Here is a 15,235-nt window from a genome sequence, read left to right on the forward strand (position 1 = left end):
TTGCTCTGTGAACCGAAAGCGATTACAATAGATAATAGATTCATTACACAGTTGACATAAGATTTGAATTATTTTACAGGGGTTATTGATAAAATTATTAGGGAGACGTTCTATGAAGAAAGGTGCTGTTCGTTTTATTGCACTTCTGGCCATTTTTATTGTATCTTTGGCGGGATTTTCATTTTATTTTAATAGAGATAAAGAAAAAAACACGAGAGATTTTGAAACATCGACATTGCCCACAGCATATATTAAGCTTGGAGATTCTTCTGTAAACCGTATGTTTGGCTACAAAAAAAAGATGGATGGAACGACTATGAGGGAAAGTCTTACTCCACTTTCGGCAGACAAGAATATGACTTTGCAGGTGAATCCATATGGGAGAAAAATTAAAAATATTTCTTATGAAATAACATCGGCAGATGGTTCAAAACTGGTTGGGAATGCCAGAATAAATGGACTGAAAGATAAAGACAATTTAAAGGAAGCTTCCTTTCAGATAGATCCGCCGCTTCTTATGAATCAGGAGTACCTGCTTACGTTTTCCCTATCTCTTGAGGGAGAATCGGATCCAGTCTATTATTATACAAGAATTGTACAAAGAGCAGGGGTTAACACAGACATATATCTAAAATTTGTACAGGATTTCTATGAGAGATGTATGAAGAAGGACGCGGCAGGTGAACTGACTACTTATTTGGAACCAGATGAGACTGTTTCGAACAACAGCTTTCATAATGTCACGATACATTCCAACTTTGATCAGCTGACATGGGGAACTTTGGCTCCAAAGATTGTTAATAAAGCGGTTCCTGTTATTAAAGAAGCGAATGAAAATACGTTAAGTGTAACGCAGCAATACACGATCAGCGCAAAGGACACAGATAATAATACAGAATATTATAGTGTCAGTGAGTTTTACCGCATGCGCTATACACAGTCTCGTGTAGTTTTGCTGGATTTCGAAAGAAGTGCTACTCAGATTTTTGATGCAAACCTTCCGGTAATTACCAGCACCGGAATCAGTCTTGGAGTTGTTGGAAAAGATGTGCAGTATGTAAGTAATAAGAGTGCAGATATCGTAGCCTTTGTGGTGGATGGTGACCTCTGGTCTTACAACAGGAGTGCCAATAAATGTACGAAGATATTTGGCTTTCGAACCAAAGCAGGTGACACCGATGAGAGAGCCGTAAACATGGAACATGATGTTAAGATTGTCCGCGTATCAGAGACAGGAGATATTTCATATGTTGTCTACGGATACATGAACTTAGATGTACATGAGGGAAAGGTTGGAAGTGCTGTTTATCACTATAATGCAGAGAGAAATGTGACGCAGGAAGAATTATTTATTCCGAGCAGTAATTCCTATGAATTTTTAAAGCAGAACCTGTCGATTCTGTCCTATGTGAGCCAGAAAGATCAGCTGTATCTTTATGTAGAGGGAAATCTCTATCAGGTCGATCTGACAAATGGCAGCTATAAGATCGTAAAAGACAAGATTGCATCCGACTGCTTCGTGATTTCAAAGAGCCAGGCATCTGTGGCGTGGATGGATGATATGGACGAGAACCAATCGACACATATCACGGCGTTGAGTCTGGAGACCGGAAAAACACTGTCTATATCAGCACCGGATGGACAGAAGATTAAAGCTTTGGGTTTTATCAACGAAGATCTGGTATATGGTGTTGCCAATGATCAGGATATTCTAAGCGATGCTGCCGGAAATGTAACATTTGCCATGAATCATCTATATATACGGAATTTTGATGATGAGATCATCAAAGAGTACCAGCAGGATGGTGTCTATGTGACCCAGGTTAATATTCAGGAGGGCCTCATGGAACTTGTGCGAGCCACAAGAGAGGGTAATTCCTTTGTTTCGGCAGCGAATGATCATATTATGAACAATCTGATGGATCGAGATAAAACAGTCAGCATAAAGATGAGTGTCAGCGAGAGAAAGGGAACGCAGGTGAGTCTTGTTTTTACAAAGGTCGGAAAGACTAGAAATCTGCTTGTTCTGCAGACAAAGTTTATTGATGAGGAAAATCTGCCGACGCTTACGATAGATGTGCCGAAACAGGAGACCGATGAGTACTATGTGTACGGAAGGGGAAGGCTTCTGGATGTGACATCCAAAGTGGGAAGTGCTATAAAAGAAGCTGACCAGAATGTGGGAGTTGTGCTGAACAGAAAACAGCAGTATGTATGGGAAAGAGGGAATCAGCCGGATAACAGGAAACTTGACGTGGGCGGCATTCCGCAGGAACTGCTTTCGGCTCCGCTGGATGAAGCCACGATCCAGAACACTCTGGGTGATTCTTATAAGGTGATGAACTTAAGCGGCTGCAGTCTGTCAAGTGCACTATATCAGATCAGTCTTGGGTATCCTGTGATGGTCAGGACCGGTGATGGCAGCAGTGCTCTGATTGTGGGATATGATCAATATAACATCTGGCTCTACGATACTTCGGAAAATAAGGTATATGCGAAGGGAATGAATGACAGTACCGCCGAATTTGGTGCTGCAGGCAATATCTTTATCAGTTACAGGGATAAAAAATAGAAAAAAGAAAGAGTTTCGAAGGGAAGCTCTTTCTTTTTTTATAATGGAATGCTGTCCCGAAGGCAGAGTGCACCATATCCAACCTGAGGGTTTGGGTAAATATCGAAGCCAGGAAGACTTCGAGCTCCACGTCGTAAATAAGCCTTTACCTTTTCTCCATATAAAAATGCATCATTTCCGCGAATGATTCCCCATTCCATCATAAGAGCAGCACTGCCTGTCACAAAAGGTGTTGCAAAAGATGTTCCGGTAAATTCTCCATAAGAAGTTCCGCCGTAAGAACTCGGAGCGGTGATTCTTACACCGGGTGCGACGATATCCGGCTTGACTGTAAGTACAATTCTGGTATAGCCTCTGCCGGAAAAATCAGCATAAGTCAGCAGGCGGGAATCATAGGCGCCAACCGTGATCGCACGGAGTGCCGTAGATGGTATGGTCAGTGTCGAATCCGAAAACGGAGTGAGAAATCGAGTGCTTGTTCCGACATATCCACCACTTGGAAGCCAGAGATTATAGGAACCCTCGACGATTCTTCTTGCTACCAGACGGAAGGTCCATATTCCGGAAGGCAGATAATTCTGATTGGTTCCAGGCAGAAAATCAAAGAAAATTTCCTGTGAGAAGGAATAGGGGGAAGGCATGCCATAGTAGACAAGCAGGTCAGTTCCGGGAAGGGAGTATCTTTGCGTTCCCGATACCGGATTGACGGGCCCAACGATGGTTCCATTTGGATGAATCAGGTAAATGTCGAATTCATCCACGTAATATTTCCAAAGTTGTATACTTAGTCCGGGTTCGTAACCTCCGACACTGAATTCAACGAGAGTAGAAGAGTTCGGCAAAAGAATCCCCGCAGTGTGCAGAGCAGTGTTCCCCTCATTTCCACTTCCGATACAGATGACATTTTGTCCGAGGTTGGCAACCGTATTAATATAGTTTTCAATAAGAGAATCACCGCTGTGAGATCCGTAGTTATTACCAAAACTTAAGTTTATCGCTATGGGCATCTGCAGAGATAGTGAGAGACGGACACAGTAATCGATGCCCTGTATCAGCTGAGTGGTACTGGGGAAGTCATTGGGAGCGGGGGTTCCTAATTTGACGACGACAAGACTGCTTAACGTAGCTACCCCAGCATAGACGCCCTCTGATGCACGGCCATTTCCGGCTGCGATCCCCATGACTGCTGTCCCATGGCCGCCTGGATCTGAACTTGGAACAAGAGTCGGATCTCCTGATAAGGCTTCATCAATCTGTTCCTTCGTGTATTCTGTTCCGATATTATATCCTTCGGGAGCAGGACCTGTTTGGATTGTCTGGTCCCAGAGACGCAAGATTCGCGTTGTTCCGTCTTCATTGCGAAAATCCGGATGCGTGTAATCAATTCCGGAATCAATACATGCAACCAGAACGCCATTTCCAAAAAGTCCATTGACATCATTCTGCTGCAGCGGATTTATGCAGGAAACGGCTCTTCCCGGATAGGCAGCAAAGGCCAGACGTTTGGGCTTTTCCATGTAGGTAATTTGAGGAAGAAGAGCCACCGTGTCCACAAGATCCGCCGGGACGATAAGAATTGCATAGTTGCCGAGAAGTAGGGTGATGACAATTCCCTCCTGCTCGAGAAAGCTGATATCTCCCTGGTAGTTTACGATGACCTCCCAGGTGTCACGCTCTACATTATGACCGATATTTAAGATGTATGATTTTCGTCTTTCCTCGGGGGTGGCTTCAAGTGCCAGGTTTAAAAGATTCTCTATTTTCTGATTAGGCATATAAGACTCCTTTTATCTGAGATATGATACCCTAATATCAGGGTATGAAGGAATCGCAAGATCTGTGCTTCATAGAATTGAATCTGTGATATGATGATAGGGAAAAAGAAAGGAGCAGAGTTATGAATGACTTTGAGATGGCAAAAAAAATCATACAGGAAGGAAGCAATATTGTGTTTTTTGGCGGAGCAGGTGTGTCCACTGCATCAGGAATTCCAGATTTCAGATCAGCGACGGGTCTGTATAATCGGAAAGCGGGAAGTGATTATTCACCGGAGTATATGTTAAGCCATACCTTTTTCATAAAACATCCAGATTATTTTTATGATTATCTGAGGAATAATTTATATTACCCTAAAGCCCAGCCAAATGATGCACATCAAGCATTGGCGAAACTGGAAAAAGAAGGCAAACTGACCGCCGTGGTCACACAAAACATTGATGGACTCCATCAGGCCGCCGGTTCGAAAAACGTAATTGAGTTTCACGGAAGCAGCAACAGATTCCACTGCATGCAATGTAAAAAGGAATATTCAGCAGAATTGGTGTATCAGTCGACAGATGTTCCAAGATGTGATGTATGTGGAGGACTGGTGAGACCTGATATTGTATTATATGAGGAGCCAATTGACCCAAACGTGTATCAGCGGGCAATTGAAGCAGTGTCGAATGCAGATATTTTGATCGTCGGAGGGACATCTCTGGTTGTTTATCCGGCGGCAGGACTTCTCGCATATTATGATAAAAAGAAATTGATTTTGATTAATCAGGAAACAACGGTCAATGACCATGCGGCAAATTATATAATAAAAGGAGATATATCACAGATTCTGAAAGAACTGGCAGATTAAAGAAAAAAATACAGCCTGTGAGTGCCCCGCCTTTACGGGGCCAGTTATGCAGGCTGTATCCTTTCTTGTGACTTATTCAGGATGAACTTCTGCCCTGGTATCGTCTAATATAGAAGTACAATGAGGGCAGCGTGTCGCTTCAATATCAATCTCCGACTTGCAGTAAGGACAGATTTTAGTGGTATCTTCCTCCTCTTCTTCGATTCCTCTGACATGGTTAGCTGTGGCAGAGATTTTGTTCAGTGTTTTGATCAGCATAAATATAACCAGAGCCATAATTAAAAATTGAAGAATACTGGTGATAAACACTCCGAAATTTAAGGTAGGAGCCTTTGCAGCAGCAGCCTCGGCAAGTGTGTCATAGTGATGACCATTCAAAGATATAAACCAGTTTTCAAAATTGACGCCTCCGGTGACCATCGTGATAAGAGGCATGATGATATCGGCCACCAGAGAACTGACAATATTTTGGAAGGCTCCGCCGATGATAACACCGACTGCCAGATCCATAACGTTACCCTGCATGATGAATTCTTTGAATTCGGCGATAAATCCCTTCTTTTCCATGGTAATCCCCCTTCTTCTTATGTATTTGATCATAGTTTAGTCCATATGGTAAAAGATGTCAAGATGTATAGGGAATACTTGCATAAGGACATTCTGTAAATGGATACAATAGTAATAACATCAGATTTGAGGTCAGTATATGGAAGATCATCCTGGAAAATCACCTGCTTTAATTAGAAAGTTTTCGTTTATGATGTTTGCTGTTTTCCTGATGGCAGCTTGTGTGATAGATGCAATTCGATATCTGCCTGGCCAGGTTACTGTAACAAGCAGTCATATCGCAAAGATGGATATGCCGATCTATCATGTCACAGCCGAAGAACCATACGTCGCTCTTACTTTTGATGTGGGAGGAAATCATGATGGGATACAGAAGATATTGGACGTTCTGGATTCCCGGCAGGTAAAAGCTACATTCTTCGCATCGGGAGAATGGATTGACAGATATCCGGAGGAAATATCCGAAATATGCCGCAGAGGACATGATCTTGGGATATATGGAGATAATCCAGAAATCATGAATCAGTTGACATATAAAGAATTGCAGAGTAATCTTTTGAGTGTACAAAACAAAGTAAAAAGTTTGACAGGATATGAGATGAATCTGCTGCGTCTGCCATATAGCGGATATGAAAGGACGGTTATAACAAATGCAAAAAAATGTGGATACTACAGTGTCAAGTGGGATATTGACAGCATGGACTGGAAAAATTACGGATCGGATTCCATTGTACATACAGTGATGGAGAATGGACATCTGCAAAATGGGTCAATTATCCGCTTTCGAACGGATGCGAGGTATACGGCAGATGCATTGAGTGCGGTGACAGACACTCTGTTTGCTCAGGGATATGAACCAGTAGCTGTTTCGAAGATGTTGGAACTTGAAAATACCGGGAACACTGGAAATGAATACTACGAATGAAAATGGAGAGTGATAAGGATGAAATTTACAAAGATGCATGGATGTGGCAACGATTACGTGTATGTGAATTGTTTTGAAGAGAAGGTGGAAGATCCATCTGAGACAGCAATTAAGGTGAGCGACCGACATTTTGGAATTGGATCGGACGGACTGATTTTGATAAAGCCTTCTAAGACAGCGGATTTTGAGATGGAAATGTATAATGCGGATGGTTCCGAAGGATCAATGTGTGGTAATGGCATTCGCTGCGTGGCGAAATATGTATATGATTTTGGGCTTACAGATCAAAAAAATATTCGGGTTGCCACAAAAAGTGGAATCAAAGACCTTGAACTTACTGTTGAAGGCGAAAAGGTATCACAAGTGCGTGTCAACATGGGGGAGCCGGTATTTGAGGCAGAAAAGATACCTGTTCTTAGCGAGACGAACCAAGTGATTGGAGAACCTGTAACAGTGGAGGGCAGAGAGTATTATATGACCTGCATTTCCATGGGAAATCCTCATGCGGTTGTCCCATTAAAAGAGCTGGAGAATCTGAAGATCGAAGAGACAGGTCCGAAATTTGAAAAAATGGAATCTTTTCCGGATCGTGTTAACACGGAATTTGTCAAAGTGCTGGACAGACATACAATTCAGATGAGAGTATGGGAGAGAGGATCCGGAGAAACCTATGCGTGCGGAACCGGGGCTTGTGCCGCCGCAGTGGCTGCCATCACAAACCACTGGGTAGAGGATAGTCCGGTGAAGGTAAAGCTTTTGGGCGGAGACCTGGAAATCTTCTGGGATCATGCCGAAAATACAGTTTACATGACGGGACCGGCAACGATCGTTTATAGTGGTGAGATCAATCTGTGAATATCTGGCCCAGGAGATGTAACAGAAACTTAAGACTTTTGTACTTTCTTTCTTTATCATAAGTCCTTATAATTAATGTAGTGACTTAAAAGGGGAAAAGTATGAATATACATAAATATAAAAAAATAATCAAAAGAAGCTGTATGTTATTTGCTGTGACGGGGACCTTTCTCTTATCAGCATGCAAGAATAAAAATGCCAGTATTGTGCTTATCACGAATGGAATGCAAACAGAAGACTCGGCCTCAATGAATTCGGCTGAAGAAGGAGTAAAGAAATTTACGAAAAACAGTAATAAGACATATACATCTGTTGCATCCAAGGAGCAGAATACAAAAGGATATGAGGAGGCAATTGATACTGCTCTTGAGGCCGGTGCAAAGGTAATCATCTGTCCGGGTAAAGAGTTTGAGACAGCTGTGTACAACAGGCAGAAGGATAATCTCAGTGTAAAATTTATCCTGTTGAATGGGCTGCCCCATGCTGCGGACAGCAAAAAGGAGAAGCTCAGGGGAAATACACATGCTGTGTTATTCTCTGAAGAACAAAGTGGATATCTGGCAGGATACTCTGCGGTCTGGGAAGGCAATACGAATCTTGGGTTCATGGGCGGAGAAAAAGATGACAGTACGATGTACTATGGATCCGGTTTTGTACAGGGGGCAAATGATGCCGCAAAAGAGATGGGTCTAAAAGCAGATCAGATTGTCGTTCGCTATGGATTTCTGGGAACGACATTGGCATCTCCACAGGTAGAGCAGACGGCAGCATCCTGGTATGACGAAGGATGCCAGGTAATCTTCGGATGTGACCACTCTATCTTAAACGCTATTGCGAAAGCAGCATCTGCAAGAGGAAGAAGAGTGATTACAGTCGACAATATATTAAATGATTTTTCCGCAAACGTTCTCTCCTGTATCAGCTATAATTATGGTTCTGCGATCTATAAAGTTTTAAATCATATGGAAGAGAAAGAATATCCGGGCGGAGAAGCCCAGACAGTCAAAGTGGGATCAGACGGAGTATATATAGATTTTGACCATTCTACGTTTCATACGTTTACTCCTGAAAAATATGATGAACTCTGTAAAGAATTAAAATCCGGCAGCAGAAAAGTAAAAACAGTAGATGTTACTAAAAATTTAAGAAAATATAAGATCGAAAATGTGACAGTAAATTTGGAAAAATAATTACATATAACTAAGTCAGACATAATAAAAAACATCATTTTATCCCTTAAAACAAAGAACCTCGGGGCAGTTTCAATTATTAAGTATTTTTTAAATCTTGGGGTTGCATCCTCCCGGAATATGTGTTAGTATGTAGAAAGAATCGAAAAAATGTTTCGGAAATGTTACAAATCAATTAGTATTTTGTTTTAAGGGGAATGAAAATGAAGAAAAAAGTATTGGCTATGAGCTTAGCTGTAGCGCTTGGATGTGCACAAGTGATGGTCGTAGGTGCAGATACAATCGACGAGGTAAAACAGCAGAAAGAACAGACAAGCAGTCAGCTGGCGAATACAAAAGCACAGATTAATGCCTTGGAAAGCAAGAAAAGTCAGTTGACAGGCGAGATTAATGACTTAGATGCGAAATTGGTTACGACGATTGCCAGCGTGAATGAATTAAAAGACAGCATCGCTAAAAAAGAAGCGGAAATCGAAGAGACGAAGGTTAAGCTGGAAGCTGCTGAAAAAGACCGTGATCAGCAGTATTCTGACATGAAGAAGAGAATCCAGTATTTATATGAGAACGGCGGAAATGGTGCTTGGGCAACCACTCTTTTAGAGAATGGCAATATCAGTGATATGCTCGGTAACGTAAAACAGACACAGGATCTGTATGATTATGACGAGAAGAAACTGACAGAATATGCTAATGTCGTACAGGAAGTCGAAGATCTCGGGAAAAAGCTGGATGATGACAAGACAGAACTGCTTGACTTAAAAGAAGGACAGGAAGAAGAACAGAAAAGTCTGGAAAATCTTCTGGAACAAAAAAGAGCGAGTTCCTCGGACTACGACAATCAGATCGCCTCAGCGAATCAGAAAGCATCGGAATACCAGAATTTGATTGGCCAGCAGAATGAAAAGATTCAGGAACTTGTCGAAGAACAGCAGAGACAGGCAGCAGCAGAAGAAGCTGCAAGAAAAGCAGCGGAAGATGCAGCAGCACAGGTTTCTAATAACACCGAAGAAACTTCATCTGTTTCTAATGCCGGCAGCGGATCAAACACCAGCACATCTGCAAAGCCAACAGCAAATACAAACTCAGGTTCATCAAATGGCGGAAGTGCCGGAACAACGAAACCGGCGAAAAACAATAATTCCTCCAATGGCTCCGGAAGCTCATCAAACAAGAACAACAGTAAGCCGACTAACAATTCCGGAAACAGCAAACCGGCCAACAATTCCGGAAACAGCAAACCGGCGCCAAGTACAGGCTCAGGATCGGGAAGTGCAATTGTAAGTTACGCAACTCAGTTTATAGGAAACCCATATGTATGGGGAGGCAACAGCTTGACAGGCGGTACCGATTGCTCAGGATTCGTACATCTGGTGTATGCACACTTTGGATATGATGTGGCTCGTCAGTCGGGAGCACTGCAAAGTGCCGGTCGTGGAGTCTCTTATGCAGAGGCACAACCCGGAGATATTATTTGCTACAGCGGACATGTTGCCATCTACATGGGCGGCGGTGCAATTGTACATGCTTCCAACAGTAAACCTTATCCGGCAGGCGGAATCAAGATCACTTCGAATGCGGCATACCAGCCGATTGTAGCTGTGAGACGTGTCATTGGATAATTAGAACTTAATACATAATTGAAATAAAAGTGGCTGTCGCTTAATGCGGCAGCCACTTTTAAATGTACGGGAAATTTAAAGATCGGGTATTTCGTCAGGTTTATCTTCTGTTACATCAACCCGAACGCCAGAATCAGATTTGTAGAGGCTGAAAGCAGATATGTTCAGTGCCAGAAGCAGAAAATTGATGAGAATAAAAGAAATAAATACAATTGCAGCTATTTTCCAGATTCGCCGCGAACGACGGTTCTTAATTGCAAGTTGCTCATTGATTTTAGAGAGTTGTTCCGCTACGGCATCCATTTCTGTCTCATTTTCTATTTTTGAACCCAACAGTTCGCTAACGGATACTTCGAAGATATCAGAAAGTCGAATCAGTAAACTTGCATCTGGAACGGACAATCCTTTTTCCCATTTGGATATGGTTTGACGGACTACATGCAAGCGGACAGCAAGTTCTTCTTGCGAAAGTCCTTTTGCCTTTCTGAGCGTTTTAAGATTTTCAGCAAACATTATAATGTCCCCTTTTCTGTCTTTTCTGTCTTTATAGTAATCTATATACATTCGTTGCGGCAAGCAACGCATTTTTACATTCGATATTTTTCATGATTGTATCACGTTTACAACTAAAACGCTATATGAATCTGAAGGAGAAAAACAGAAAGCAGAGATGTCTATGTTGACATAATCTGTGTAGCGGTTAGAATAAAAATAATCGCACATTTAGGCAGATAAAAACGTTAATCATAGTGAAAGGAGGTTTCAAATTTACATATGGACTTAGAGGAAGAGTATGACAAGATATATCGTTATTGTTTTTTTAAGCTTCATCATCAGCAAATGGCAGAAGATATTACGCAAGAAACCTTCCTTCGTTTCCTGGAGCAAAAAGAATATTGTGAAAGGGGGAAAAAGCTGCGCTATCTATATACGATTGCTCATCATTTGTGTGTCGATGCCTATCGGAAAAGTAAGGAGGAACCTTTGACAGACGAACTGCCATCAGAGGATATGGAAGATGACATGCTGACAGGAATTGTCGTGAAGGCGGCATTGAGGGAACTTAGCAGAGAGGAACAGGAATTATTGCTCTTAAGATATGCAAATGAGGTTGGGGTGTCTGATATTTGTTCTATTTTACATATGTCAAGATTCACAGTTTACCGAAAAACGATAAAAGCAATAAAACAACTTCAAAATATATTAAGAGAGGAAGATTTTAAATGAAGAAAAATTTTAAAAAGGCTCTGCAAAATGCATTTGAGCCGCCAATGCCATTACGGAAAAACGAATTTTTAAAAACCATTCCTCAACCTAAAACCAGTATGATATCTTTCATGCTGACACAGGCTGAATATCTTCCAAAACATGTTTGGTGGAGTTCTACGCTTATTGTTTGTATCGCGCTGTTTGGAGCTTATTTTCTGAAAAATGACGTGTTGGGAATAGTTTCTACAGTCATTCCATTTGCTGCAGTGTCTGTAATCACGGAAAATATCCGTTCAGACATCTATATGATGTCCGAACTAGAAATGGCCGCTCAATTTTCTTTAAAAAGTGTTGTACTTGCCCGAATGGGGATTTTAGGAGTACTACATTTGATACTGCTGCTGTTTCTGATTCCGCTGAGCTCTTTCTATAATGTTGCATCCGTTCTGCAGACGGGTCTGTATTTACTTGTTCCCTATCTTCTGACCATAACGATAGGACTTTGGGTAACTAGAAAAGTTCGGGTGATAGAGTCCATGTATGTATGTATAGGAATTTCAGCATGTATTAGCGGAATTAATTTCTTTGTGCAAACTATTTTTCCTATCGTATATGAGGAAAAGTACCTTCTAAATTGGATACTGATATTGATAATTCTAATTATATTAAGCATAAGGGAACTAAAAAAGGATATAAGACAAACGGAGGAACTGATATGGAACTTATTATAGACAGATTAACAAAGCAATATCATAGTAAAATTGCTGTAGACCGTATTTCAATTAAATTACAGCAAGGTGTATATGGTTTACTCGGTGCGAATGGTGCAGGAAAAACAACAATGATGCGACTGGTCTGCGGTGTTTTAAAGCCAGACAGCGGAACGGTTACGTTGGATCATTTAGATGTGTCTACAGAAGAATATCGAGCAAAGATTGGATATTTACCACAGGATTTTGGATATTACCCTGACTTTACAGGAATGGATTTCTTGCTTTATATGGCGGCATTAAAGGGGATAAAAAAAAAGCGGGCAAAACACAGAGCGAATGAATTATTGGAGCTGGTGTCCTTACGGGAAGAGGCAGGAAAAAAGATAAAAAACTACTCAGGTGGAATGAAACAGCGGCTGGGAATTGCACAGGCTCTATTGAATCAGCCGCAACTTCTAGTTTTAGATGAACCAACGGCAGGGCTTGACCCGAAAGAGCGTGTTCGTTTTAGAAATCTGATTGCTGAAATTGGGAAAGAAAATATTGTTATTTTATCGACTCATATTGTTTCAGATATCGAGCATATTGCGGATACCATACTGATGATGAAAGACGGACAGTTCATTTATCAGGGAAAATGGGATGAAAGTCAGGGGGATCTGGAAAAATTTTATTTGAAACAGTTTGAGGAGAATGTATATGAATGAAATAGGTACACTTTATGTCTATGAGTTGAAAAAAACTTTTAATAGAAAGATTGTTTGGATTGTTGGTGGTATAATGCTGCTGCTATGTGTGTTTCTTAGCCTGAGTGATTTGATCTCTAATTCAACTTCTTACGGAGCAGAAGAAGTGAGTGCATATGAGAGGATGAAGATAAATCAAGAAAATGCGAGAGACTTATCTGGAACCGTAATTGATCATACGCTGCAGCAGAAAGTAAAAGAATCAACCACGAATGTGAAACCGAAAAGTATGCAAAAATATGCACCTATTTATTTTTATATGCTTAAAATCATAGGCAATGACAGTATGACTTCGGAAATCTATTTTGATAAACTATATGAAGAATTATATGAAGAACGTGAGCATCAGATTTCTCAAAACCGTACAGACCAGAAACTGACAGAGAAGGAGAGGGACATTTGGAGAAATAGGGATGCAAAGATAAAGACACCCTTTACGTTTGAATATACAGATGGTTGGAGTAATTTATGGGACTTTGCCTATACAATCAATTATCTGCTGCTGCTTATGCTTTCTATCTGTCTATCTAATGTATTTTCCGTGGAACATTTGAGGAAAACAGATGCGATTATTTTATGCAGCAAATACGGAAGAAAAGAATTGTATTTTGTAAAAATACTTGCGGGAATAACATTTGGTGTAACGACCGCACTTTTATTCTTTGGAGTTACTGCTGCCGCAAGTATATTAATCTATGGAGCAGATGGTTTCCATGCAGCAATTCAAATTGCATTTCCATTATGTTCATGGAATATAAGTGTTGGTGCATCTGTTGTAATTTTGCTGTTTCTATTGATAGCCGTAGCCATCCTATATAGTGCTGTAATTATGTTCTTATCAGAGATACTAAAAAACAGTGTGGCAGTTATGGCCATTCCTGTCGGTTTTATGATTTTAACAATGTTGATGGATGTGCCCTATCAATTTCGCAGTGCTTCGCAGATTTATGATTTGCTTCCAACAAATTTACTGGCAGCATGGGAACTATGGGATGATCGATTGGTTTCTATATTGGGATACTATGTAACCAATGTTCAAATTGCTCCGATCGTATATCTGCTTATTACTCTTTTGACCTTAGTAATTGGAAAAAGAATATATATGAAATATCAGGTTGGAGCAAGATAGAACTACTTGCTGCAGATGGAGGAGGCAGACAATTTCTTCGTGTATACATTGAAAATATTGCTTTTATTCTCTGCTTACAACATTCCTCCCACCACGTCAGCGCCCTCCAATTTGAGTAGTTTTACCTTTACATCAACCCCACCCGCATAGCCGGTTAAGCTGCCATCGGAACCGATAACCCGATGGCAGGGAATAATGATAGAGATGGGGTTGTGCCCGACGGCTCCACCAACCGCTCGGCTGGACATGCTTTCTTTGTTCATGATCGCTGCAATTTTTGCTGCAATCTCACCATAGGTGGTTACTTCTCCATAGGGGATTTCACACAGTATTTTCCATACGTCCTTGCGAAAATCACTGCCGCGAGGGGATAGAGGCAATTGAGAAATACCCGGTTGTTTCCCGGCGAAATATCGATCCAGCCAGTTTTTTACCATACCAAAAACCGGCAGGTCGTCTTTTTTCATCATTGTTTCGGGCATATTTTTACAGAAGTATTTTTGACCTTCTATCCACAAGCCAATGAGATTGTTGCCGTCACTTGCCAATGTAAGCAATCCTATGGGAGATTGATAAGTTGTAGAGTAGCACATAATGAAATCCTCCTATTTTGCTGTTAGTGAGTTCCAAAGATATATGTAGCCAATATGTTTCTTGCCCCCTTGTTTTAGAACATGAATTCATTATACCACATCAAACGTGAAATACTCGCCATATTCGGACACATATTTTTATTTTGACCATCAATAGAGACATGTGTTTGTGAAGTAGAAGTGAAGAATGAAACTACATTCCAAAATATACGGAAGGTATATAATTTTTTCCTTTCGCTCCAACAAATGAGAGCTTTCTAATTTCAGAACTATGATGACTTTTTTATCAAAAAACAGATAAAATCCAGATTGTCTCCATATAAAATCCAGATTCGTGTAGTATAGTTTGTTTGTAGCAATAAATTGGAAAGCGTAAGGGGATAAGCTTTCGGATGATTAATGTCATCTGGAAGTCCTATTGTACAAAGCGAAAAAGGGGCAATTATAATGAGAAAATTTCCAAAGGAATACCTTCTGTTTTATATACAGAT

14 protein-coding genes are annotated in these 15,235 nt (G+C 40.9%); 10 read left to right on the forward strand and 4 right to left on the reverse strand.

Annotated elements, in window-relative coordinates:
• Positions 1-112: 112 nt before the first annotated feature.
• Positions 113-2,572, forward strand: a complete 2,460-nt coding sequence (locus INP51_RS00595; protein ID WP_193735838.1) for a hypothetical protein — start codon at positions 113-115, stop codon at positions 2,570-2,572.
• Between the two features lie 38 nt (positions 2,573-2,610).
• On the opposite strand, the gene INP51_RS00600 is transcribed toward INP51_RS00595, so the two are convergent.
• The gene (locus tag INP51_RS00600) at positions 2,611-4,347 is read right to left on the reverse strand and encodes a S8 family peptidase (protein WP_193735839.1); all 1,737 of its coding nucleotides are present in this window, start codon (positions 4,345-4,347) and stop codon (positions 2,611-2,613) included.
• Between the two features lie 122 nt (positions 4,348-4,469).
• Here INP51_RS00600 and INP51_RS00605 point away from each other — a divergent pair, with 122 nt between their 5' ends.
• Positions 4,470-5,198 (forward strand): NAD-dependent protein deacylase, encoded by a 729-nt coding sequence (locus INP51_RS00605; RefSeq protein ID WP_193735840.1) that lies wholly within the window; start codon positions 4,470-4,472, stop codon positions 5,196-5,198.
• Between the two features lie 72 nt (positions 5,199-5,270).
• Here INP51_RS00605 and mscL read toward each other — a convergent pair whose 3' ends face one another.
• Complete coding sequence (gene mscL / locus INP51_RS00610) at positions 5,271-5,765, reverse strand: large conductance mechanosensitive channel protein MscL (RefSeq protein ID WP_207736889.1); 495 nt, start codon at positions 5,763-5,765, stop codon at positions 5,271-5,273.
• Between the two features lie 139 nt (positions 5,766-5,904).
• Here mscL and INP51_RS00615 point away from each other — a divergent pair, with 139 nt between their 5' ends.
• The 4 genes from INP51_RS00615 (at position 5,905) to INP51_RS00630 (ending at position 10,354) form a co-directional block, all read left to right on the forward strand.
• Entirely contained in the window at positions 5,905-6,690 is a 786-nt protein-coding gene (locus tag INP51_RS00615; RefSeq protein ID WP_193735842.1) for a polysaccharide deacetylase family protein, read from the forward strand.
• 18 nt (positions 6,691-6,708) lie between these two features.
• Complete coding sequence (dapF, locus tag INP51_RS00620; RefSeq protein WP_193735843.1) at positions 6,709-7,545, forward strand: diaminopimelate epimerase; 837 nt, start codon at positions 6,709-6,711, stop codon at positions 7,543-7,545.
• A 101-nt stretch (positions 7,546-7,646) separates the two neighbouring features.
• Positions 7,647-8,735 carry a BMP family lipoprotein gene (locus INP51_RS00625; RefSeq protein ID WP_193735844.1) on the forward strand — a complete coding sequence of 363 codons (1,089 nt, stop codon included), beginning with the start codon at positions 7,647-7,649 and terminating at the stop codon, positions 8,733-8,735.
• 203 nt (positions 8,736-8,938) lie between these two features.
• Positions 8,939-10,354 (forward strand): C40 family peptidase, encoded by a 1,416-nt coding sequence (locus INP51_RS00630; protein ID WP_193735845.1) that lies wholly within the window; start codon positions 8,939-8,941, stop codon positions 10,352-10,354.
• A 75-nt stretch (positions 10,355-10,429) separates the two neighbouring features.
• On the opposite strand, the gene INP51_RS00635 is transcribed toward INP51_RS00630, so the two are convergent.
• Entirely contained in the window at positions 10,430-10,867 is a 438-nt protein-coding gene (locus INP51_RS00635; protein ID WP_193735846.1) for a helix-turn-helix domain-containing protein, read from the reverse strand.
• A 261-nt stretch (positions 10,868-11,128) separates the two neighbouring features.
• Here INP51_RS00635 and INP51_RS00640 point away from each other — a divergent pair, with 261 nt between their 5' ends.
• Genes INP51_RS00640 through INP51_RS00655 form a run of 4 tightly spaced genes read left to right on the forward strand, consistent with a single transcriptional unit; the run spans position 11,129 to position 14,151 of the window.
• A complete protein-coding gene (locus tag INP51_RS00640; protein WP_193735847.1) occupies positions 11,129-11,581 on the forward strand; it encodes an RNA polymerase sigma factor in 453 nt (150 codons plus the stop codon).
• The gene (locus INP51_RS00645; protein ID WP_193735848.1) at positions 11,578-12,294 is read left to right on the forward strand and encodes a hypothetical protein; all 717 of its coding nucleotides are present in this window, start codon (positions 11,578-11,580) and stop codon (positions 12,292-12,294) included. Before INP51_RS00640 ends, INP51_RS00645 begins: the two co-directional genes overlap by 4 nt.
• Positions 12,279-12,983: an ABC transporter ATP-binding protein gene (locus INP51_RS00650; protein WP_193735849.1), complete on the forward strand. Its 705-nt coding sequence runs from the start codon at positions 12,279-12,281 to the stop codon at positions 12,981-12,983. The genes INP51_RS00645 and INP51_RS00650 overlap by 16 nt, the downstream gene beginning before the upstream one ends.
• A complete protein-coding gene (locus tag INP51_RS00655) occupies positions 12,976-14,151 on the forward strand; it encodes an ABC transporter permease (protein ID WP_193735850.1) in 1,176 nt (391 codons plus the stop codon). Before INP51_RS00650 ends, INP51_RS00655 begins: the two co-directional genes overlap by 8 nt.
• Before the next feature lie 74 nt (positions 14,152-14,225).
• Here INP51_RS00655 and INP51_RS00660 read toward each other — a convergent pair whose 3' ends face one another.
• The gene (locus INP51_RS00660) at positions 14,226-14,744 is read right to left on the reverse strand and encodes a methylated-DNA--[protein]-cysteine S-methyltransferase (protein ID WP_193735851.1); all 519 of its coding nucleotides are present in this window, start codon (positions 14,742-14,744) and stop codon (positions 14,226-14,228) included.
• Positions 14,745-15,235 lie beyond the last annotated feature (491 nt).

Source organism: Blautia liquoris, from assembly GCF_015159595.1.
GTDB classification, from domain to species: domain Bacteria; phylum Bacillota; class Clostridia; order Lachnospirales; family Lachnospiraceae; genus Novisyntrophococcus; species Novisyntrophococcus liquoris.